Source organism: Paenibacillus sp. GCM10023252 (assembly GCF_042653305.1).
Lineage (GTDB): Bacteria > Bacillota > Bacilli > Paenibacillales > Paenibacillaceae > Pristimantibacillus.
Map to the genome: position 1 here is coordinate 106225 of NZ_JBHSHW010000029.1, position 21099 is coordinate 127323.

17 protein-coding genes are annotated in these 21099 nt (G+C 54.3%); all 17 read right to left on the reverse strand.

The features are described 5' to 3' along the window. Positions 1–20: 20 nt before the first annotated feature. The 17 genes from ftsZ to ACFO9Q_RS16890 all read right to left on the reverse strand — a co-directional run bounded on the left by ftsZ (position 21) and on the right by ACFO9Q_RS16890 (position 20955). A complete protein-coding gene (ftsZ, locus tag ACFO9Q_RS16810) occupies positions 21–1142 on the reverse strand; it encodes a cell division protein FtsZ (RefSeq protein WP_379184134.1) in 1122 nt (373 codons plus the stop codon). 17 nt (positions 1143–1159) lie between these two features. Then, positions 1160–2404 (reverse strand): cell division protein FtsA, encoded by a 1245-nt coding sequence (gene ftsA / locus ACFO9Q_RS16815; protein WP_379184136.1) that lies wholly within the window; start codon positions 2402–2404, stop codon positions 1160–1162. 289 nt (positions 2405–2693) lie between these two features. Further along, on the reverse strand, positions 2694–3461 hold the full coding sequence (locus tag ACFO9Q_RS16820) for a cell division protein FtsQ/DivIB (RefSeq protein ID WP_379184138.1): 768 nt from the start codon (positions 3459–3461) through the stop codon (positions 2694–2696). An 81-nt stretch (positions 3462–3542) separates the two neighbouring features. After that, complete coding sequence (gene murA / locus ACFO9Q_RS16825; protein ID WP_379184140.1) at positions 3543–4817, reverse strand: UDP-N-acetylglucosamine 1-carboxyvinyltransferase; 1275 nt, start codon at positions 4815–4817, stop codon at positions 3543–3545. Between the two features lie 15 nt (positions 4818–4832). Beyond that, positions 4833–5738 carry a UDP-N-acetylmuramate dehydrogenase gene (murB, locus tag ACFO9Q_RS16830; protein WP_379184142.1) on the reverse strand — a complete coding sequence of 302 codons (906 nt, stop codon included), beginning with the start codon at positions 5736–5738 and terminating at the stop codon, positions 4833–4835. A gap of 191 nt (positions 5739–5929) precedes the next feature. After that, positions 5930–7039, reverse strand: coding sequence for an undecaprenyldiphospho-muramoylpentapeptide beta-N-acetylglucosaminyltransferase (gene murG / locus ACFO9Q_RS16835; RefSeq protein WP_379184144.1), 1110 nt, complete (start codon positions 7037–7039; stop codon positions 5930–5932). A 4-nt stretch (positions 7040–7043) separates the two neighbouring features. Further along, on the reverse strand, positions 7044–8141 hold the full coding sequence (spoVE, locus tag ACFO9Q_RS16840) for a stage V sporulation protein E (protein WP_379184146.1): 1098 nt from the start codon (positions 8139–8141) through the stop codon (positions 7044–7046). Between the two features lie 46 nt (positions 8142–8187). Then, entirely contained in the window at positions 8188–9639 is a 1452-nt protein-coding gene (murD, locus tag ACFO9Q_RS16845; protein WP_379184148.1) for a UDP-N-acetylmuramoyl-L-alanine--D-glutamate ligase, read from the reverse strand. A gap of 43 nt (positions 9640–9682) precedes the next feature. Further along, a complete protein-coding gene (gene mraY, locus ACFO9Q_RS16850; protein WP_379184150.1) occupies positions 9683–10639 on the reverse strand; it encodes a phospho-N-acetylmuramoyl-pentapeptide-transferase in 957 nt (318 codons plus the stop codon). 3 nt (positions 10640–10642) lie between these two features. Continuing rightward, on the reverse strand, positions 10643–12088 hold the full coding sequence (locus ACFO9Q_RS16855; protein WP_379184153.1) for a UDP-N-acetylmuramoyl-tripeptide--D-alanyl-D-alanine ligase: 1446 nt from the start codon (positions 12086–12088) through the stop codon (positions 10643–10645). Continuing rightward, entirely contained in the window at positions 12085–13578 is a 1494-nt protein-coding gene (locus tag ACFO9Q_RS16860; RefSeq protein ID WP_379184589.1) for a UDP-N-acetylmuramoyl-L-alanyl-D-glutamate--2,6-diaminopimelate ligase, read from the reverse strand. Before ACFO9Q_RS16860 ends, ACFO9Q_RS16855 begins: the two co-directional genes overlap by 4 nt. Before the next feature lie 52 nt (positions 13579–13630). Next, the gene (locus tag ACFO9Q_RS16865; RefSeq protein ID WP_379184155.1) at positions 13631–15580 is read right to left on the reverse strand and encodes a stage V sporulation protein D; all 1950 of its coding nucleotides are present in this window, start codon (positions 15578–15580) and stop codon (positions 13631–13633) included. 131 nt (positions 15581–15711) lie between these two features. Beyond that, positions 15712–17895: a penicillin-binding protein gene (locus ACFO9Q_RS16870; protein ID WP_379184157.1), complete on the reverse strand. Its 2184-nt coding sequence runs from the start codon at positions 17893–17895 to the stop codon at positions 15712–15714. 9 nt (positions 17896–17904) lie between these two features. Continuing rightward, on the reverse strand, positions 17905–18306 hold the full coding sequence (ftsL, locus tag ACFO9Q_RS16875) for a cell division protein FtsL (protein WP_379184159.1): 402 nt from the start codon (positions 18304–18306) through the stop codon (positions 17905–17907). A 41-nt stretch (positions 18307–18347) separates the two neighbouring features. Further along, a complete protein-coding gene (rsmH, locus tag ACFO9Q_RS16880) occupies positions 18348–19298 on the reverse strand; it encodes a 16S rRNA (cytosine(1402)-N(4))-methyltransferase RsmH (protein ID WP_379184161.1) in 951 nt (316 codons plus the stop codon). 30 nt (positions 19299–19328) lie between these two features. After that, the gene (gene mraZ / locus ACFO9Q_RS16885; protein WP_379184163.1) at positions 19329–19766 is read right to left on the reverse strand and encodes a division/cell wall cluster transcriptional repressor MraZ; all 438 of its coding nucleotides are present in this window, start codon (positions 19764–19766) and stop codon (positions 19329–19331) included. Positions 19767–19902: 136 nt separating this feature from the next. Further along, positions 19903–20955 carry a DUF4349 domain-containing protein gene (locus ACFO9Q_RS16890; protein ID WP_379184591.1) on the reverse strand — a complete coding sequence of 351 codons (1053 nt, stop codon included), beginning with the start codon at positions 20953–20955 and terminating at the stop codon, positions 19903–19905. Positions 20956–21099: the final 144 nt, after the last annotated feature.

Here is a 21099-nt window from a genome sequence, read left to right on the forward strand (position 1 = left end):
CGGATATCGCTTGCTTAGAACTATCTATCGTTGCGCGGACGATTGCGAAGGAAGGCTGGAATATCAAGCTGATCGCTTGATACGGTCGAGCCGAACGGCTTCAGGTTAGAAGTAGAAGCCGCTGGGCGGGATTCTACGGTCTCCTGCTGCTGCGTCGGCGCTGTCGTGCGCCTAACAGAGGCTGCGGGCTTGTGCTCGAAGCCTGTCGCAATGACGGTCACCTTGATCTCTTCCTTCAGATCCTCGTTGATGATTGCACCGAAGATCATGTTCACTTCAGGATCGGATGCGGAGATGACAATCTCAGCCGCTTCGTTCACTTCATAGAGGGACAGGTTGCTTCCACCTGTAATGTTCATAATAACGCCGCGTGCTCCGTCAATTGAAGTCTCTAGCAGCGGGCTCATAATCGCCTTCTTGGCCGCTTCAGCCGCACGATTCTCACCGGTCGCGATGCCGATTCCCATCAGAGCTGAACCGCGCTCGGTCATAATCGTCTTCACATCCGCGAAGTCAAGGTTGATTAGACCTGGAACCGCGATGAGATCCGAGATGCCTTGAACCGCTTGACGAAGCACGTTGTCTGCCTCGAAGAAGGCTTCGAGCATCGGTGTCTTTTTGTCTACAATCTCAAGCAGTCTGTCATTCGGGATGACGATAAGGGTATCTACCTTCTCCTTCAGAGCCTCGATGCCGAGCTCCGCTTGTCCTGAACGCTTGCGTCCTTCGAAGGTGAACGGGCGTGTTACGACACCGACTGTCAGAGCTCCGCATTCACGGGCAATCTCAGCGATGACTGGTGCAGCACCTGTTCCTGTTCCGCCTCCCATACCTGCTGTAACGAAGACCATGTCTGCGCCCTTCAGCGTTGCGGCAATGAGATCACGGGATTCCTCTGCTGCTTTTTTGCCAACCTCAGGGTTCGCTCCCGCACCTAGACCGCGCGTTAGCTTGTCCCCAATCTGCAGCTTGTGTTCTGACTTAGCTAGATGGAGCGCTTGAGCGTCCGTGTTCACGGTAATGAATTCTACGCCCTTTACTCCGCTGTCGATCATTCGGTTGACGGCATTGCTGCCGCCGCCGCCGACGCCGATTACTTTTATCTGTGCAAGCTGCTCAACATCCATGTCGAATTCCAACATCTCACATTCTCCCCCGATCAAATGAATTCGCTAAACATATTTTTTAACCGTTCGAACATACCGGGTTTAGGCGTAGCTGTGGATGCCGACTTGCGGGCCGGAGCCTTCTTAACAGCGCTTGGCGTCCCGCGTAATCCCATAATCTTCGACACATATCCTATCATCCCAACTCCACTGCTGTAAGCTGGATCACGCACGCCAATATAATCTGGCAGCGCAATACGAACCGATGATTCCAGCTCACTCTGTGCTAGTCCTAACGTCCCGGGCAAGGATACCGCTCCGCCGGTCAGCACATATGCATTAATCTTATCTCCGTAGCCTAGACGGCGTACTTCCTGACGGATAAGATGGAAGATCTCTTGCATCCGAGGCTCAATAATATTCGCTAAGTCTACCTGTGAGAATTCCTTCTCTACATTGCTGCCCATGCGCGTAACCTTGAACTTCTGGTCCTCCGCTGCGTCGGCAATAACCGCACAACCATACTTCAGCTTAATCTTCTCCGCTTGGTCACTATGGGTACGCAGACCATAAGCAATGTCTGCAGTCACATATTCTCCGCCGATTGGCAGCGTCGAAGTGGCGACCATACCACCTTGCTCGAAGATCGTGATCGTCGTCGAACCGGCGCCAATATCAGTCAGCACGGTGCCAATCGACTTCTCATCCTTCGTTAGCGACATGACGCCGGAAGCAAGTGACATCATGACCACGCCTGAGATGCGAAGACCGGCCTTCTCTACGCAGCGAAGCAAGTTATGTACCGCCGTCTTCACGCCCGTCACGATCGTTGCTTCCACTTCCAAGCGGACTCCGATCATCCCGCGAGGGTCAGATATGCCTTCCAGCCCGTCAACCAGATACTGCTTAGGAACGAGTTCAATAATCTCTCGCTCTGGTGGCAGTGCTACTACCTTAGCTGCTTGCAGTACTCTCTCAATATCCTCTTCGCCAATCTCACGATCTTCATTAGATACAGCTACAACGCCGTGATTCGTCTGCAGCCCGATATGATTGCCCTGAATTCCTACATAGACATCCGCTATTTGTATGCCAACCATGCGTTCAGCATGTTCAATCGCGTTGCGTATGGATTGCACGGTTTGGTCGATATCGACAATTGCACCTTTGCGAATACCTTCCGAGTCGGCAGATCCAACTCCAATAATATTAATGGCTCCGTTATTCACTTCGCCAATAATAGCACGAACTTTGGATGTACCGATGTCCAAACTGACGATGATGTCGTTGCTGCTCAACTCGCGGCACCTCCGTTTCAACAGAAAATAAATTTAGATGGTTCCTATTAAATGTCTTCCTACATATTCAACGCACTTAATATTTTCCCTCTTTTTTCTACAAATTTTTCATTTTGCTCATAGTTCCTGCAAGTGGAGAGCGGTCATGATTAAATATTGCAGAGACGATAGCTCGTCGTTATTCTCTTGAATGCTGCCCGAAAGCTGATGCCTTAGAATGAGGTATTACAACCTAGTTCCATCGATTCTATCCTATAAGTCATAAATAAAATTTTACCACTCTTTAAAGCTATTGAGTAGTCTCTTTTTCAAGAGATTGGAGATTTTCTGCGGGATCTGGTTGAAATGGAACGTAGGTGTCGGCCAGCAGCATCGTAATTCTCCCGGGCTCCTGCGTCTCAATGACGGCATTCAGAGCATGAATCTTCTCCGCGATAACCGATACGGCAGTTACAACCTCGAAGCCTGTCCTTGTATACAGCTTAATCCGGTCAGGATATGCCTTCGACGGATAGGGATGAATCTCGGATAGATCAGACAGGTCCTTCGCTGACAGTCTACCAAGCTGCTTGCTTAGCTCCGACTTAATCGGGTCATCCGGCTTCCAGCCAGATAGAATAGGCTTGTCGATGAGCGTATTGGTCCCGGTAGCGGGTATGCTGCTGCCGCTAGCAAGCATCGCGCTCAGCTTGCTGTCCTTAGCAATCTCGAAGGCTACTACTGAATACTCCTTCACTACAATTCTCACAACTCCAGGGAACGTCTTGTGCACCGTCACTTGCTCAACCGGCTTCAGCTTCCCCACTCGCGAAGCGATTGTTCCTCTGCTAGTTCCGAAGAATGCATCGCCAAGCGTAATGCCAGAAGCCTGCTTCACTTCCTCGGTCTCCGCATAGTTGTTGCCCTCTACCGTGATGGAAGTGATCTTGCTAATAGAAGAATTGAAGAACAGCACGGACAGAATCACGATGAACAGCAGGAATAGAACGTACAGCAGCTTCCTGCTGCTTCTCCGTCTTCGCTCGGGCTCCTTCAGAACAGGTATCGACTCACTCATAGCTTGTCCCTTCTCTCTTACAAAACAGCCGGTCCCCCATGGCTTGGCGGGAGCCGGATATTTCGTGTACGCACCTATAAATTATATCAATTGCTTCGGCACAGGCGAATAGCGGGATATCCGTGCGCCAAGCCGGCTGAGCATCGTCTCAATCTGATCGTAGCCGCGGTCGATATGATGAATCTGCTCGACGACCGTCTTGCCTTGAGCCGCAAGCCCAGCGATGACTAGAGCAGCTCCTGCGCGCAGATCAGTCGCCTCGACAGTGGCGCCGTAGAGCCGCGGCACGCCGCGGATGAAGGCTGCGTTCAGGTCGACGCGAATATCAGCACCCATTCGGGATAATTCATCCACATGCTTAAGCCGGCCTTCGAATACCGTCTCCTTCAGGACGCTGACTCCGTCAGATAGAGCGAGCAGGACCATAATCTGCGACTGCAGATCTGTCGGGAAGGCAGGGTAAGGAGAGGTTACGATTCGTTCCACAGCCTTGGGGCGAGTGGAACTGCCAACTTTCATTATATCACCGTCTACCGTAATTTGAACACCTGCACGGCGCATCACATGAATGAGCGAGGATAGATGAGCGGCATTCGTATTCTGCAGTGTTACTTGTCCTCGAGTGGCTGCGGCAGCAACCATCAGTGTCCCTGTCACGATACGGTCAGGAATGACTTGGTACTGGCAAGGGGACAGCGACTCTACTCCGTCAATCGTAATAGTATCGGTTCCGGCGCCCATAATCTTCGCACCCATCGTATTAAGGAACTTCTGCAGATCGGCAATCTCCGGCTCGCGTGCGGCGTTCGTAAGCGTCGTACGTCCTTCTGCAAGGACCGCTGCCATCATAATATTCTCCGTCGCTCCTACACTTGGGAACGAGAGGTGGATGTCAGCACCATACAGCTTCTCCGCTCGGCAGGTAATACGATTACCTGACTCTTCAATCTCTGCTCCCAGCGCTTGCAGCCCTTGCAGATGAAGATCAATCTTGCGTTCCCCAATGGCGCAGCCACCAGGCTGATAGACTTGAACCTCGCCGAATCTAGCAAGCAGGGGCCCCATTAGGAAAATAGAAGAGCGCATCTGCCGCATTAATGCTTCCGGCACATGGGACGTATGCGCCGATTCTGTCTCCAGGATGACTCTGCCATCCGTATGCTCTGCGCGGCAGCCAAGCTCGCGCAGGATGTTAAGCATAACATCGATATCCAGCAGCTTAGGCACATGATCGATTGTAATCGTACCATAAGCCAGCATGCTGGCAGCCAATATAGGCAGAGCGGCGTTTTTCGCTCCTTGGATAACAATGGTTCCTGAGAGTGGTCTCCCGCCTTCGATCACCAATTTGTCCAATGTATCACCTCCGAATTACCGCTCACCCACCACCAATACCTCAGGTACGAGATCAATTCCGAATCGGTCTCTAACTGTACCTTGAATACGTGCTATGAGGGTGAGAACGTCTTCAGCTGTGGCTTGCCCGGTGTTGACAATGAAATTGGCATGCTGTTCGGATACTTCGGCTCCACCAGCGCGAACACCCTTCAGGCCCGCCTCTTGAATGAGCCTTGCCGCATGATCGCCGGGCGGGTTGCGGAATACACTTCCGGCACATGGCAGCTGCAACGGCTGCGTCCGCAGACGCCGCTCCTTGTAGGAAGCCATGGACGCCGCGATCTCCTTCCGCTCCCCTTCCTCCAGTCGGAAGGTCGCCTCCAGGACTATCCCACGGCGCTGATGAAGAACAGAATGCCTATACGAGAATTCCATATCCTCTGCTCCGTATCGAACCAATTCCCCTGTGTCCAGTACAATCTCAGCTGAGCTGAATATGCGTGAGACATCCGACCCGTGTGCGCCGGCATTCATATATACGGCACCGCCTACCGTTCCTGGAATTCCCCCCGCGAACTCCAGTCCCGTCAGCCCTTCCTTGCCTGCCATCACCGATAACTTGATGAAGGAATACGAGGCTCCCGCATGTACGAGCGTCCCATCGAATCGCACATAGTCGAGTCCTTCCCCGGGCTTGATAACTACGCCCCGAATTCCCCGGTCGCTAACCAGCATGTTCGAGCCACGGCCGAGATTCGTCCATGGAATTCCATGCTTGTGAAGCAGTCTTACAGCCGACGTTATCTCATCTCTGCTGCTTGGTATAATAAGGACATCGGCAGGACCGCCGATCTTCCACGTTGTATAGTCTGCAAGCGGTTCATTAATTAGGATCCGGCCGACGCCGGCTTCTCTAAGCTCCGCTATCCATTGCTCCATCTGTCGTACCTCCTTCTGCTCCTTAAGGTTAAGCGGCTGAAGAATGAATTCCAACCCTCACGGCTCATGTAAGATCCGGCATAGAATCAGGGTTCAGATGCTTATTCAACCGGCCCGCCGCTGTTGGCGGTCACGATTATAGAGTATCTTATGCCCTGCCTATGGGTAGTGTGACAGCCGCCTATCCCTTCCTATCTGCTGCTGCTAAGCTGCTTCAGCCTGGCTGTAATCCGCGATGCGGAATCGGGCACACCCAGCTTCGCTGCTGCTTCGCTCATCGCCTTCAGCCTCTTCGCATCACCGATAATGGCTGTCATTCGATCCAGCAGCGCCTGTCCGCTCAGCTCCCTCTCGAGCAGCATCTCCGAAGCGCCGGCCTCCACGAGGCTCCGGGCATTCGCTTCCTGATGGTTATTCGTTACGTTAGGAGACGGGATCAACAACGAAGGCAGGCCTAGAGCCGTCATCTCGGCAAGAGACGATGCGCCCGAGCGGCTGATAACCAGCTGGGAGGCAGCCAGCACCTCCGGCATGTTGTTCAAGTAAGGCAATATGTGGATATGATTAGATAACGCCGGCTGCACACTTCTCAGCCGGTCCATTGTCGACTCATAATAGTGTTCACCCGTAACAAAGACAAAGTGGACCCCGGCAAGCCGCTGAAGATGCGGTGCCATGTCCACCAGTACATCATTGAATGCCTTAGCTCCCCGGCTGCCGCCGACCATGAGCACCATTCGGCTGTCTCTCGGCAGCCCAAGGGATGCAAGCCCTCTGCTAGCCTCTGCTCTAAGCACATGAGTAGCACAAGGATTGCCGGCATAGAACGTATGCTTCGCCTTCGCGAAGTAAGGCTCCGATTCCTTGAAGCTTACCGCTACACTGTCGACATAACGAGCGAGGAACTTGTTCGTGAGGCCTGGAATGGCATTCTGTTCATGAATGAGGGTTGGAATGCCAAGCTTCGCTGCCGCATACACAACAGGTCCGCATACATACCCGCCAGTGCCGACGACGGCATCCGGCTTGAACTTCCGCAGCAGTTCCTTCGAACGGGCCACTCCGCGGATGAACCTTGCGACCGTCTTCACATTGTCGAAGCTCAGCTTCCTGCGGAAGCCGGTAATCTCGATCGCTTCGAACGGGATGCCAAGCGCAGGTACGATCCGACTCTCCAGTCCCTTGCTTGTTCCTATATACAGAAGCTCCGTCTCTGGATTCTCCTCTTGAAGCTGCTTGCCCACCGCGGCTGCGGGATAGATATGTCCGCCTGTTCCCCCGCCGGTTAATACAATACGCATACACTCACCTCGAATAACGGGATATATTAAGCAAGATGCCAAGCGCTGTCAAGAGCAGCGTCAGCGACGATCCGCCGTAGCTTACGAGCGGAAGGGTGATGCCGGTAACGGGCATAGCGCCGATAACGACACCAATATTAATTAACACTTGTACACCGATAATGCCAATGATTCCGATCGCCAGCAGACTTCCGAAGGTATCGGGCGCCGAGATCGCTGCTCTCATTCCCCGCCAGACCAAGATCAGGAAGAGCAGGATGATAGCCGCACCGCCTATGAAGCCAAGCTCCTCCGAGAGGATGGCGAAGATGAAGTCGGTCTGCGGCTCCGGCAGATAGCTGAACTTCTGTCGGCTCATCCCGAGTCCCAGGCCGACTAGCCCTCCGGGGCCGATCGCATATAACGATTGAATAATCTGATATCCCGTGCCGAGCGGATCAGACCACGGGTCGAGGAAGCCCGTTATTCGATTGAGTCGATACGGAGCAGCTAGTACTAGGCCGACTAAGCCGGCTGCTCCGACTAGTGCTAGAGACGCTAGATGAGTAATTCGTGCACCTGCTATGTAGATGAGCAGCAGCGATGCCCCTACCATGACGGCACCCGACCCCAGATCCGGCTGCAGCATGATGAGGCCGAACGCAAGTCCGACCAGCGTGAGCGAAGGCAGCAAGCCTCTGCGGAACTGAGTAATCATCTGCTGCTTCTCGGAGAGCAGCTTAGCGAGGAACAAGATCATCGCCAGCTTCATGAATTCCGATGGCTGAATACCGAAGGAGGATATGCCCAGCCAGCTCCTGGCTCCTCCGCGTACAACACCTACTCCGGGTATTAACACCATTACGAGCAGGGCGAAACAGGCAATTAATCCCACCTTCGCCCACTTCCGCCATACATGATAATCCGTGTTCATCGTGAACAGCAGTGCGCCTATGCCGAGTGTGGCGAACAACACCTGTCTCTTCACATAATAGAAGCGGTCGCCGAACTCGTGGAAGGCAAGTACAGCGCTGGCGCTGTACACCATAATTAATCCAATTGCCAGTATAAGAGCAATCGATACGAGCATCCATACGTCCGGGGTGGACTTGGCTCTGGCCATTAGCAACACACCTCATCACATGCGCAAGTAGGGACAAGCCCCCTACTTACAAGGTATGCACCGAATTCTTAAACATGCTCCCGCGCTGCTCATAGGACTTGAACATATCCCAGCTGGCACAAGCAGGCGACAGCAAGACGATGTCGCCCGGCTCCCCCATCGCTGCGGCTTGCCGCACGGCTTCCCTCAAGGTGGACTCGGCGTCCTCCTCAGGTTCGACTAATCGGACCCGGGTTAAACCTGCCAGCTCAGCAACACGGCCAAGCTTCTGCCTCGTCTCGCCGAGAGCAACGAGCCCGATGAGGCGCTCCTTGAACAGCGGCAGCAGCTCCATATAGTCTGAGCCGCGGTCCAGTCCGCCGGCAAGAAGAATGACTCTGCCGGGGAAGGAGCGAATGGCAATGGAGGTCGCTGTGCCGTTCGTCGCCTTCGAATCGTTGTAATACTTCACCCCGTGAGCCTCTCTGACGAATTCCAGTCGATGCTCTACTCCCTGGAAGCTGCGAAGAGAGTCCGTTAACAGCTCCGGCGCAGCTCCGGCTGCAAGACAAGCAGCAAGCGCGGCCATCGCATTAGCGGTATTATGCCGACCAGGCAGTCCAAGCTCGGCCACCGTCATGAGAGCGACAGGCTCCTCAGATGGAGCTCTCCACACTATGTGCCTTACAGCCTCATCCGCTTCTTCGCTATCCGTTCCCTCTGGCTGAACGGATGTATAAGGAGGATCAACGTACACCCCTTGCTGCAGCTGCTCCGTCAAGGAGAAGGGGATCACCTTCGCCTGCAGGCCGCCATGCTCAGCAAGCTGGCGGCAAGCCGAATCATCCCAGTTCAGGATAGCAATATCCTCTTCCGTCTGATTCGCGAACAGCTTCGCCTTGGAAGCGACGTAATCATCCATATCTCCATGATAATCAAGATGTGTCTCTGCTAGATTGAGCAGCAAGGCAATGCGCGGCCGGAAGGCCGTCGTCCCCTTCAGCTGGAAGGAGCTCAGCTCGGCGACAATCCAGTTGTCTGCCGAAGCCTCTGCAGCTGCTTCGCATAGTGGACGGCCGATGTTGCCTGCCACTATAGGGTTCATCCCTGCAGCCTCCAGCATCTCCCCGATCCAGGTCGTCGTCGTCGTCTTGCCGTTGGAACCGGTAATGCCAATCATCGGAGCAGGAGACAGCCAATAAGCGACTTCAACCTCCGTAATCACTTCAACGCTGAGCTCCAAGGCGCGCTGAATCGGGTCTATGGAATAAGGAATCCCGGGATTCTTCACCAGCAAGGCAGTATCCGATGTGATGAGGTCCTCCGGATGATACCCGCATATCACAGAAATGCCCAAAGCGGTCAATTCGTCCGCTTCGGGGCAGGATTCACGTTCTTTGCGATCATTAACGACGACGTCAGCGCCTAGCCCGTGGAACACACGGGCGACGCTGACTCCGCTCTTGGCAAGTCCTAGTACAACAACTCGGCGATCCTTGTAAGAGGCCGGATGATTCATAGCTGACAACTCCTTAGTGTAATTAGAACACGTCTCGACTTCCCTACATTCCAAGTAAGAGGCCGAGCGCGGCCAGCACAAGGCCCACCGACCAGAATACGGTGACGACCTTCCATTCCGACCAGCCGGACAATTCGAAGTGATGATGGATGGGACTCATCTTGAATATGCGCTTCCCGCGCAGCTTGAAGGAACCGACTTGGAGGATGACCGACAGCATCTCTAGGACGAATACGCCACCAATGACAACGAGCAGCAGCTCGGTCTTCGTCAAAATCGCAACCGCCGCCAGCCCCCCGCCGATTCCAAGCGAGCCGGTGTCTCCCATGAATACCTTGGCAGGATGCGCATTGAAGATCAGGAATCCGAGAACCGCACCAATCATCGCTGCGGAGAAGATCGCAGACTCATATTCCATCGCTTGCATCGCTAGAATCGTGAACGCTCCGAAGGCAATCGCGCTAGTGCCGGACAGCAATCCATCTAGTCCATCCGTGAAGTTCACCGAGTTGGAAGTACCGAATAGAATGATAACGACTAACGGGTAGTAGAACCAGCCCAGCTCGAAGCCCCATCCTGTTCCAGGAATGGTGAGCTCCGTACTATGGTTCATCTGATAGAGCAGCGCGCACACGATAACGGAGAACAGCAGCTGACCGAACAGCTTCTGCCTGGCGGTTAGACCGAGTGAGCGCTTGAATACAATCTTGATATAATCATCCAGGAAGCCCACGAGCCCGAAGCCAACTGAAGCCGTCAGCAGCACCCAGAATTCCGGCGTCTTGTCAGAGAACTTGAGGAAGGCTACGAGCAGGGCGAGCATAATAATAATGCCGCCCATCGTAGGTGTTCCCTGCTTCTTCAGATGGCTCTGCGGTCCCTCTTCCCGAATCTGCTGTCCGAACTTCATACGTCTGAGCAGCGGAATGAGGAGCGGCCCGAGTATAACCGAGAGCAGGAACGAAGCGCCTAGTGTAATGAAGATAACGATCATGTCCATATCCTATACCCCCTGCCCCTGCTCCATAGCTTGGACAACCTGTTCCATCCGCATCCCTCTGGAGCCCTTCACCAGGACGAGATCCTCTGGCGCAACCTCTGCGAGCAGCGCTTCTATTAGCTTGCTCTTATCCGTGAAGTACCGGACCCCTAGCGCGGATTCCGATACAACGCCGTCCCCCGAGTAATTCGCCTTCGCCCCTGCTGCGGTATGCTCGGAGAGCTGGCCATACAGCAATAGCGCATCCGCCTTCGACGGATCTACATATGCCCCAATCTCCCGGTGAAGCTCCGCTTCCTCCGGACCAAGCTCCAGCATATCAGCGAGTACAAGCCACTTGCGGCGGAAGCCGGACAGCTGCTCAAGCAGATCAATGGCAGCTCTGACTGCCGTCGGATTCGCATTATAGGCATCATTCAAGAGCATCGCACCGTTATAGGCGCGGCGCGGCTCAATACGCATACCTGTCAGCAGCAGCTCGGACAGACCTTGGCGAATGGCTGCATCCTCAACGCCGAATCGCCTGCCTATTGCAATGGCCGCTAAGGCATTGCTCACGTTATGGCGTCCTGGTACCGGCAGAGCGATTCCAGTAAGATTACCCTTCACTCCGTCCTCAGATACATCGAAGGAGGAGGAAGTGGCGTCAACCGCAATGCTCGAGGCCAGCCAGTAATTAGCGTCCTTCTCCTCTATTCCGAAGGACTGAAGCTGTGCTCCTGCCGGCAGCTGCAGCCCCTTCACTCCTTCAACAAGAAGCGGCTCATCTCCGTTGTATACGAACAGCCCGTCTTCTCTCAGTCCAGCTGCAATCTCCAGCTTCGCTCTGGCAATGCCGGCTCTGGAGCCAAGCTGCAGCAGATGGGCATCGCCTATATTCGTAATAATGGCTGCATCCGGCTGAGCGATTCGAGTGAGGAGCTCGATCTCGCCGAAGCCGCTCATCCCCATCTCCAGCACAGCGGCTTCCGTATCCTCAGCGAGCTGAAGTACGGTGAGCGGAAGGCCAATATGATTGTTCAAGTTGCCGAACGTCTTGTGAACCTTGAAGGTGGTACCCAGTATAGCAGCGACCATATCCTTCGTCGTCGTCTTGCCGTTGCTGCCGGTGATGCCGACAACGCGGACAGGAAGCTCCAGCCGATAGGCCGATGCAAGCTCCTGAAGGGCGGCCAGTGTATCCTCTACGAGCACGAGAGGCGCGTCCCTCAGTTCAGCTGGAACGGGATGGTCAGTCTGCCACATCGCTGCAGCTGCTCCACCCTCCAGCGCTCCCGCGACATAGTGATGTCCGTCGAAGTTATCGCCTTGCAGTGGAATGAACAGCTGTCCCCTCTCCACTTTTCTTGAATCCGTGCTTACCCCTGCAATAGTAACCGTTCCATTGCCGGAACCTTGAATGTGTCCGCCGCTCATCTTAGCGACCTGCTCTAGCTTGCGTATAATCAAGTCCGTAATCCCCTTATCGCTTCTTCGGCCACCAGCCGGTCATCGAAGTCATGTGTCACTTTACCGATGATTTGGTACGTCTCGTGACCTTTCCCCGCAATCAATACTACATCGCCGGAGCTTGCCATTTCAACCGCTTTTTGAATCGCTTGACGGCGATCCACTAGACATTCATAGGAAGAGGAAGGAATGCCGAGCTCGATCAGTCCCGCCTCCACATCCTTCAGGATGAGAGCAGGATCCTCCGTCCGCGGATTATCCGAAGTTACGAAGATATAGTCCGAGTACTTCGCAGCAATCTGCGCCATGATAGGACGCTTCGTCCGGTCACGGTCGCCGCCGCACCCGAAGACGCACAAGATTCGCTCAGGTGCGAATTCGGATACCGCAGCAAGCACGTTCTCGAGTCCATCGGGCGTATGCGCATAGTCAACGATGACGGCGAAGTCCTGCCCCGCATTGACCGACTCTACCCGGCCGGGAACTCCAGCGATGGCCTCCAAGGAAGCCTTCACCTGCTCGAGCGTCAATCCTTCAATGAGTGCCGCCGCCATCGCGCCGAGCGCATTATACACATTGAACTTGCCGACCATCTGCAGCGTAATATCTATATCCCCTAAGTACGTATGAACGTGAAAAGAAGTGCCCTTCGCGGTTATCCGGATATCCGATGCCCGGAGGTCCGCTTCATGATCAATGCCGTATGTGATCACTTCTGCAGCTGTCAGCTTCGCGAAGAGCGCCGAAGCCTCATCATCCGCATTCAGCACCGCATAGGAGCGTTCCTGCTCACTTGCCGCATAGCTGTTGCCGAGGCGGGAGAACAGCAGCCCCTTGGCAGCAGCATAGCTCTCCATCGTCTTATGGTAGTCGAGGTGGTCCTGCGTCAGGTTCGTGAACACCGCGGTCCGGAACCGGGTACCCTTCACCCTGCCTTGCTCCAGCGCATGCGAGGACACTTCCATGGCGCAGTAGGATACACCCGCTTCCTTCATATCGGCCAAGCTGCGCTGAAGCTCCAACGCTTCAGGCGTCGTTCCCGACATAGGGAAGGTTCTGCCTGCATAACGCATCTCGATCGTGCCGATGACCCCGGTGCTATGGCCGTGGTCGGATAACATCCGCTCAATAAGATAGGTCGTCGTCGTCTTCCCGTTCGTTCCCGTCACGCCAATCGTCTTCACGGATTGGCTCGGATGCCTGAAGAAGGCGTCCGCAAGGACAGCCATGGCATGACGGCTGTCCTTCACAATGATCTGAGGAGCATCACCCAAGCCCTCCAGCTCACGCTCCACGACAAAAGCAGCCGCTCCGCGAGAGGCTGCAGCTGCTGCATAGTCATGTCCGTCCACCGTATGGCCGGGCAGACAGATGAACAGATCGCCAGGCTTCACCTTGCGCGAATCGGTCTGTACATCTGTAATCTCCGTCTCGCCGTCGCCTATGAGGCGCGCGGTCCGCAGCAGCTCGGTTAGATTTATTATTTTCATCATTAATCGTCTCCCTTCACATCACGTCATACTGTTCTATCAACCATTATAGTCAATGGTTATGAGAACTATCATCCAGGTCGCTCTCGTCTCCCAAATATATTCGGATCGTAGAGCCCTTGTCTACACGGGTTCCCGCCGCAGGCGCCTGCTTGATAACAGTCTTGCCTGAGCCGGCCGAGCTGAGATTGAAGTTCTGATTCATATCCTCATAGATATCGGACACCGTCTTGCCTATGAGGTTAGGCACGGTCACGAGCGGAATCTCTCCGTACAGGTACTTGCGAGGAATCTGCTTGTCACGCGGGGGAACCCCGAGATATTGCAGCGTATCCTCCATAATGCGGCCGACGATCGGCGCTGCAACGACTCCTCCGAACTGAATGCCCTGCGGATTATCCACGGCTACATAGATGACCACCTTAGGATCATCAGCCGGTGCGAAGCCTACGAAGGAGACGATATGCTCATTCGGCGAATACCTTCCATTAATGACCTTCTGCGCCGTTCCTGTCTTCCCGCCTACGCGATACCCGTCAATGAACGCATTCTTCCCTGTCCCTTGGGCAACAACACTCTCCAGCGCTTCCCGCACCTGCCTGGAAGTATCTTCGGAGATGACCCTGCGAACCGCCTCCGGCTCCACAGACTCGACGGTATCGCCTGTCTCCGGATTCACCCAAGCCTTCACCACATGAGGCTTGTAGAGCGTTCCGCCGTTAATGGCTGCGGCAACCGCTGTAATCTGCTGTATCGGCGTGACGGACACGCCTTGGCCGAAGGCTGTCGTCGCCAGCTCTACAGGACCAACCTGGCTCATCTTGAACAGAATGCCGTTCTCTTCGCCTGCCAGATCGATGCCGGTCTTCGTACCGAACCCGAAGTTCTTAATATAACTGAACAGCTTCTCCTTGCCAAGTCTCTGGCCTAGCGTAACGAAGCCGGGGTTGCAGGAATTCTGCACCACTTCAAGGAAGGATTGGCTGCCATGGCCGCCCTTCTTCCAGCAGCGCAGCCTCGCACCGCCGACTTCAATAGCGCCAGGATCGAAGAATCGCTCGTTCTTCAGGTCAACCTTCTTCTCCTCCAGAGCAGCCGCCATGGTAATAATCTTGAAGGTAGAGCCTGGCTCATAGGTCATCCAGATCGGAAGATTGCGATTATATACTTCCGTAGCCACCTCCCGGTACTTATCCGGCTCATAGGTCGGCCTGCTGGACATGCCAAGAATCTCCCCATTATTCGGATCCATCGCGATTGCAATGATGTTGTCGGCCTTGTAGGCCGTCATTGCCTGGTCCAGCTCACGCTCGATGGAGGTCTGAATCCGCTTGTCGATGGTCAGCTTCATGTTGAGGCCATCCTTAGGATCCTTATAGGCATCCGATGACCCGGGAATCGTCCTGCCGCCAGCGTCCGCGAGGAAGGACACATTGCCCTCGAAGCCAGTCAGCAGCTCATCATACTTCGCTTCAACTCCGGTCAGCCCTTGGTTGTCGATTCCCGTGAAGCCTAGCACATGCGCAGCGAAGCTGCCGTAAGGATAATACCGCTTATTATCTTCCGCAATAACTATACCCGGAAGATTGAGGTCTCGAATCTCCTGCGCCCTCTCGAGCGTAATCTTCCTGCCGCCAGGCTGCAGCTTCACGATTAATGCCCGCTTCTTCACGAGCTGAAGCAGCTTCTCCTCGGTCATGCCGAGGATGGGAGCGAGGGCCGATGCGGTCCTCTGCTTATCCTTAACCTGCGCGGGAATCGCCATTACAGTAGGCGAAGAGACGTTATAGGCAATTCGCTCGCCGTTGCGGTCCCAGATCTCTCCGCGCTTAGCCGTATAAGGGATCTCGCGCCTCCAGGAATTCTCCGCGCGGGCGGCGAGCTCCTCCCCCTTCATGAGCTGGACATAGCCTAGCCGCAGGACGAGCGCAGAGAAGGCCACAATAGCTAGCACTAGGACGCCGAACAAGCGGCGCCGAACGGTTACATTGGATACTTGCATACACTTAATCCCCCCAAGCCGTATCATTCGGCAGAGCCTCATTGTCAGCCTATTCGGGACAAGGGGGGGATAGAACAAGCTATAGCGGCCGCGACTGGCAGGCGCGGCCGCTCATGACATTCGATCTGCAGCTAAGGCAGCTTGGCTTGCTGAGCAGGGGCTGCACCCGTCGGAGGCTGCAGCTTCACCTTCAAGATGCGCTCCTCGCTTGTCTTCTCTTCCTTCTGCGAGACGACATAGCCTTCGCCTTCCGAGACGAGGCGAATGCCTAGCAGGGAAGATACCTCCATAGCGTCTCTAAGGGATAGTCCCTTCATATTCGGCACAGTCAGCTTCTCCCGCTTCTCCGTGATGAGATAGATCTTCTGCGTCGGATGGACCGAAGTGCCAGCGGACGGAATCTGCTGCAGCACCTTGCTCCCCTTGCCGACAAGCTCGTAAGGTAAGGCTCTGGCCTTCATCTCCGACTTCGCTTGCGCTACGTCCCTCCCCGTCAGCTCAGGCACATTGATCGCAACTTCCTTCTGAGCTGCTTCGGCCTCTGTCCCCTTCCAGTTCGGAGCGACGCCCATATGGCGCAGGCTCTTGAGCACGATCTCCTTGAATACCGGGGCGGCAACAGCTCCGCCGCCGGCAGTTGGATCGTTAGGTTCGTCAACGACGATATAGACGACAATCTTCGGATTGTCTACCGGGGCGAAGCCAATAAAGGAAACAACATATTTTTCTTTAGAATAATCTTTGTTGCCGCTAACAACCTTCTGTGCCGTACCCGTCTTCCCAGCTACCCGGTAGCCTTCAATGTATGCATTCCGTCCTGTTCCGATCTCTCGGTCGGACACGACATGCTCCAGATACTCTCCAACCTTCGTCGCCGTATCCTTAGAGATGACGTTCCGAACGACCTTAGGCTCTATCTTCTGCACCTTCTGAGCGACTGGATCCTCAATGGACTTAATAAGCTGAGGCTGCAGCAGCTTGCCGCCGTTCGCAACCGCGGCCACAGCCGCTACTTGCTGGATTGGAGATACAAGTACTGGCCCTTGACCGAACGAGGCAGTAGCTACCTCGATTGGCTTGTCGAAGTCAAAGTTTATGAGCCCAGCTGTCTCGCTTCCCAGAGCTATTCCTGTTTTCACACCGAATCCGAAGTTCTTAATATACTTGTCCAGCTTCTCCGCTCCAAGCCGTTCATAACCGAGCTTAACGAATTCCACGTTGCTGGACAGCTTAAGTCCATCCAGGAAGGAGATTGTCCCCCAGCCTTGAACCCGATGGTCCCGAATGGGCTTCCCTCGGCCAACCTGAATGCTGCCTGACTTGTACATCTCATTCGGATTGAACATATTCTCCTGAACCGCAGCTGCGAGAGTTACGATCTTGAACGTCGAGCCCGGCTCGTAGAGCGACTTGATGGCATGGTTGAAAAAATTCGCCTGCGGGTACTTCCAATACTCGTTCGGATTATATTCCGGCATATTCGCAATGGCGAGTATCTCCATCGTATTCGGATCAGCCGCGATTGCAGTGACGCTCTTAGGCTGGTATTCCTTGACGACTTCCCTAATGGCCTGCTCCACATAATGCTGAATCTCATTGTCGATCGTCAGCGTAATGTTGCTTCCGTCGCGGGCAGGCTTGTAATCCACGTCTCTTCCAGCCAGCTGTACCTTCTTGCCGTCCTTCTCATACTTCAGGTAGCCGGCTTCTCCCTTCAGCTGCTCGTTATAGAAGGCTTCTATGCCTGTCTTCGCTTCGCCTTCCTTCGTAATATAGCCGATGAGATGGGACGCGAGTGAGCTGCGCGGATAATACCTTCCCTGCTCCTCTAGCAGGTAGATGCCGACATCCTTCTCGTCAACCTTCTTCTTCAATTCGTCCCGGAAGGCAGCCACCTTGTCAGCTAGAGGCTTATCAATCTTCCAGCCTTCCTTGTGAATCTCGCGCTGCACATAATAATCACCGTTATCCTTCTTCGCCGTCAGAATCTGACGGAGATCGCTCTCAGACTTCCCTAGCAGGCTATGTAGCTTCTGAGCGGTCTCATCCACGAGTCCGAGAGAGTTAATGAGCTTAGGATTAACCGCTACCGTATACGCGGTAACGTCCATCGCCAGCACATTGCCGTCCCGATCAGTTATCGTACCCCGCGTCGGAGGGAGCTTCTCCTGTGTCGCCCACTTCGACTTGGCCCGATCATACCACTCGTCACCCTTCACGACCTGTACCCAATAGACTCGGCTCATCAGAACGACAAAAAGGAGGGTCATAATCCCTCCAAATAATAGCGTACGCCATTTAATTCTCTTGCTCATCTCGATCACCTACTCGCTCATTGCAGACTGTGTCGATTGATCTCCAGTCCTCACGGTTATTCCCCGGCTGTCCGTGCTAGCCATTCCCTGCTTCTCAGCAAGCTTACGGATTCGCTCAGGATCGCTTAGCGCTTCAACCTGCTTCTTCATTTCCTTCATCTCTACGGCCATTGCCCGCTGCTCCGTCGTCATCTGCTTAATCTGCCAATCCATCTGATAGATCTGCGCATATCGGAATATGATAACCCCGGCCACAATGACACACAGCAGCACGGTGAAAATATAAAGCAGCTTCTCTTGAACCGGTATAGACTTCCGCTTCACGACGACTCTCTTCGTCTCGCGAATGACCGTCCGCTGCTCGGGACGGCGCTTCGGTTGAAGCGCCAGATTCCCGTTGGAATACGCCATCGACTTCCCCTCCATTGCTCTCTAATTAGACGCTCTGTTGACTAGAGCTTCTCAGCTACTCGAAGCTTAGCGGATCTCGACCGCTTATTGTTCTCGAGCTCCTCTTCACTTGGAACGATCGGCTTACGATTAATGAGCTTAATCGTTCCCTTGCCTCCGCACACACACATTGGAAAGTCCGTCGGACACGTACACTTCTCCAAGTAACTCGCGAAGATCTGCTTGCATATACGATCCTCGAGCGAGTGGAAGGTAATGACCGCTGCACGACCTCCTGGAGCCAAGCAGCGAATCGTCTGCTCGAGTGCTTCCTCTTCGGCGCCAAGCTCATCATTAACCGCAATACGCAGCGCTTGAAACGTCCTCTTCGCCGGATGCGGTCCGGTACGTCTAGCCGCAGCCGGAATACCTGCCTTAATTAGCTCCACGAGCTCTCCTGTCGTCTCAATCGGCCCCTTGCCTCTTGCTTCCACAATCTTGCGTGCGATGCTCCGTGCGAACTTCTCTTCGGCATAGTTATGAAGAATACGAGAGATGTCTCGCTCTTCCCACTCGTTCACAATCTCCTGAGCGGTCAATCCAGTATCACGATCCATACGCATATCAAGCGGCGCATCATGATTGTAGCTGAAGCCTCGGTCAGCTTCGTCGAGCTGCGGGCTCGATACGCCAAGGTCGAACAGAATGCCGTCAACCTGAGGCACGCCATCCTTCATAGGCACATCGCATTCACGCAGCCTGCTCTCTAGATATCGGAAGTTGCTCTTCACAAGTGTAACCTTATCCATATAAGGAGCGAGGCGTATACGAGCATTGTCCAGGGCCAGGTCATCTTGGTCGAAGGCGATCAAGCGGCCTCCCTCGCCTAAGCGGGAAGCGATGCGCTCGCTATGGCCGGCTCCTCCAAGCGTACAATCGACGTAGATTCCGTTAGGCTTAATGGCAAGCCCGTCGACTGCTTCCTCCATTAGCACTGTAATATGCTGGAACACGTAATATCCTCCCATTCTTGTTGTGTGCTCTTAGAAGTTAATATCGAAGTCTACAAGCTTCTCTGCGATCTCGTTGAAGGTCTGCTCGGATTGCTCATAGTAGCCTTCCCATGTCTGCTTGCTCCAGATCTCTACCCGGCTGGACACGCCAAGCACCATGCAGTCCTTGTCCAGCTTCGCGTATTCCCGAAGATGAGACGGTAAGTTTACCCTTCCCTGTTTGTCCAGCTCACATTCGGTGGCGCCGGAGAAGAAGAAGCGGGTGAACGCGCGGGCATCCGACTTCATGAGGGGCAATGACTTGAGCTTCTGCTCCAGCACGCTCCATTCACTCATCGGGTAGACGAACAGACAGTTATCTAATCCGCGTGTAGCGACGAAGGAGGAGCCTAAGGAATCACGGAACTTGGATGGAATAATAATTCGGCCTTTCTCATCGATGCTGTGTTGATATTCACCCATAAACATCCGGCCGCTCCACCCCTTCCCCCGTATCCCCCACTTTACTCCACTTTTCCCCACTAAGGTAGACTAATTCGCCACCTAAAATAAAAATCCTGCTCCATGAGCAGGATTTTATATTTTTAATTTATGGGATTAATGATTAAGCATCTGGAGGACTTGGCGTTGAGGGCGGAGTAGGTGACGGCGTTGAAGGCGGTGTAGACCGCTTGCTCCGCTCCGCTTGCCATCTTCGGTAGAGCCATATCGCTGGAAGGCCCAGGATGGCTAGGAAGATCAGCACCGGGAGGGCTCCAGAGACGAACACCAGCAGCGCCTGCAGCACTTGAAGCAGCACATGCGTACTGTCCTTCAGCGCTTCGCCCATCCGAGCCAGCATGCCTTGCTCACTCTTGCTTGATGACAGGAAGGCATCGGACGGCTGATAGAGCCTCAGCTCAATGGTGGAGAACGCCACATTCTGATCCAGATAGCGAATCCTTCCCTTAAGCTGCTCAATCTCCTCTTGAATCGTGCCCAGCTGATTGGAGAACTTCAGCAGATCATCAGCCTTCTGAGCCTTGTCCATGAACGCCAGCAGCCTTCCTTCCACCACCTGCTTAGCCTTCAGCCTGGACTCCAGATCGACGTACTCCTCTGATACATCCGTTCCCTGCAGGCTCTGCTCGAACCTCGTGTGCTTAATCTTGGCTAACCGGTCCAGGAATGGCATGAAGCCATCCGCCGGCACCTTGATCGTATAGGTAGAGCCTCTCTCTTCCCCGCTGCGGCTGTCTTGGAACTGGAGAATATAGCCGCCCCCCTGATGAATGGCATTGCGAAGCTCCGTTGAAGCGGTATCGAAGCTCTCAACCTCCATGGTCAGATTCGCCTTGTAGATAAGCTTCCGATCGAATGCACCGACATCTTGGGCCATTCCCGCTCCATTACCCGCAGGAGTTGAGCCGCCTTCGGCCCCTTCCACACTGGGCATGGTCTTCATTGCATCTGCTTGGGTGTCCAGTGACTCAAGGGATTCACCCTTCTGATTGGACATCTCAGCCATCTCGCCGCCGGCCGCTCCAGCGGACTCATTGCTGCTTGCCATGCTGCTTGACCGATTCGAGTCCGCGCTAGAGCAAGCCGCCAGCAGACTGAATACAAGCACGAGCATCGCAGCCGCCGCAAGCCACCTCACCTTGCTGCTCTTGTTCATTGCCACCACAATTCCCCCTATATAATCATGTCTTAACCTAATAACGTCGCATCTCTGCAAAAGGTTACCAACTCTACCCACATTCCTTAAGCTGCGGCTGGAGAACAAAAAAGAGGGCTGCCCCTCAGGTCTGAGCGACCCGTG

Coding starts and splice junctions, on each gene's coding strand:
- ftsZ (WP_379184134.1), bottom strand. CDS start 1,142: ATGTTGGAATTCGACATGGATGTTGAGCAGCTTGCACAGATAAAAGTA.
- ACFO9Q_RS16820 (WP_379184138.1), bottom strand. CDS start 3,461: ATGAGTGAGTCGATACCTGTTCTGAAGGAGCCCGAGCGAAGACGGAGA.
- murB (WP_379184142.1), bottom strand. CDS start 5,738: ATGGAGCAATGGATAGCGGAGCTTAGAGAAGCCGGCGTCGGCCGGATC.
- murG (WP_379184144.1), bottom strand. CDS start 7,039: ATGCGTATTGTATTAACCGGCGGGGGAACAGGCGGACATATCTATCCC.
- spoVE (WP_379184146.1), bottom strand. CDS start 8,141: ATGGCCAGAGCCAAGTCCACCCCGGACGTATGGATGCTCGTATCGATT.
- murD (WP_379184148.1), bottom strand. CDS start 9,639: ATGAATCATCCGGCCTCTTACAAGGATCGCCGAGTTGTTGTACTAGGA.
- mraY (WP_379184150.1), bottom strand. CDS start 10,639: ATGGACATGATCGTTATCTTCATTACACTAGGCGCTTCGTTCCTGCTC.
- ACFO9Q_RS16860 (WP_379184589.1), bottom strand. CDS start 13,578: ATGAAAATAATAAATCTAACCGAGCTGCTGCGGACCGCGCGCCTCATA.
- ACFO9Q_RS16865 (WP_379184155.1), bottom strand. CDS start 15,580: ATGCAAGTATCCAATGTAACCGTTCGGCGCCGCTTGTTCGGCGTCCTA.
- ACFO9Q_RS16870 (WP_379184157.1), bottom strand. CDS start 17,895: ATGAGCAAGAGAATTAAATGGCGTACGCTATTATTTGGAGGGATTATG.
- ftsL (WP_379184159.1), bottom strand. CDS start 18,306: ATGGCGTATTCCAACGGGAATCTGGCGCTTCAACCGAAGCGCCGTCCC.
- mraZ (WP_379184163.1), bottom strand. CDS start 19,766: ATGTTTATGGGTGAATATCAACACAGCATCGATGAGAAAGGCCGAATT.
- ACFO9Q_RS16890 (WP_379184591.1), bottom strand. CDS start 20,955: ATGAACAAGAGCAGCAAGGTGAGGTGGCTTGCGGCGGCTGCGATGCTC.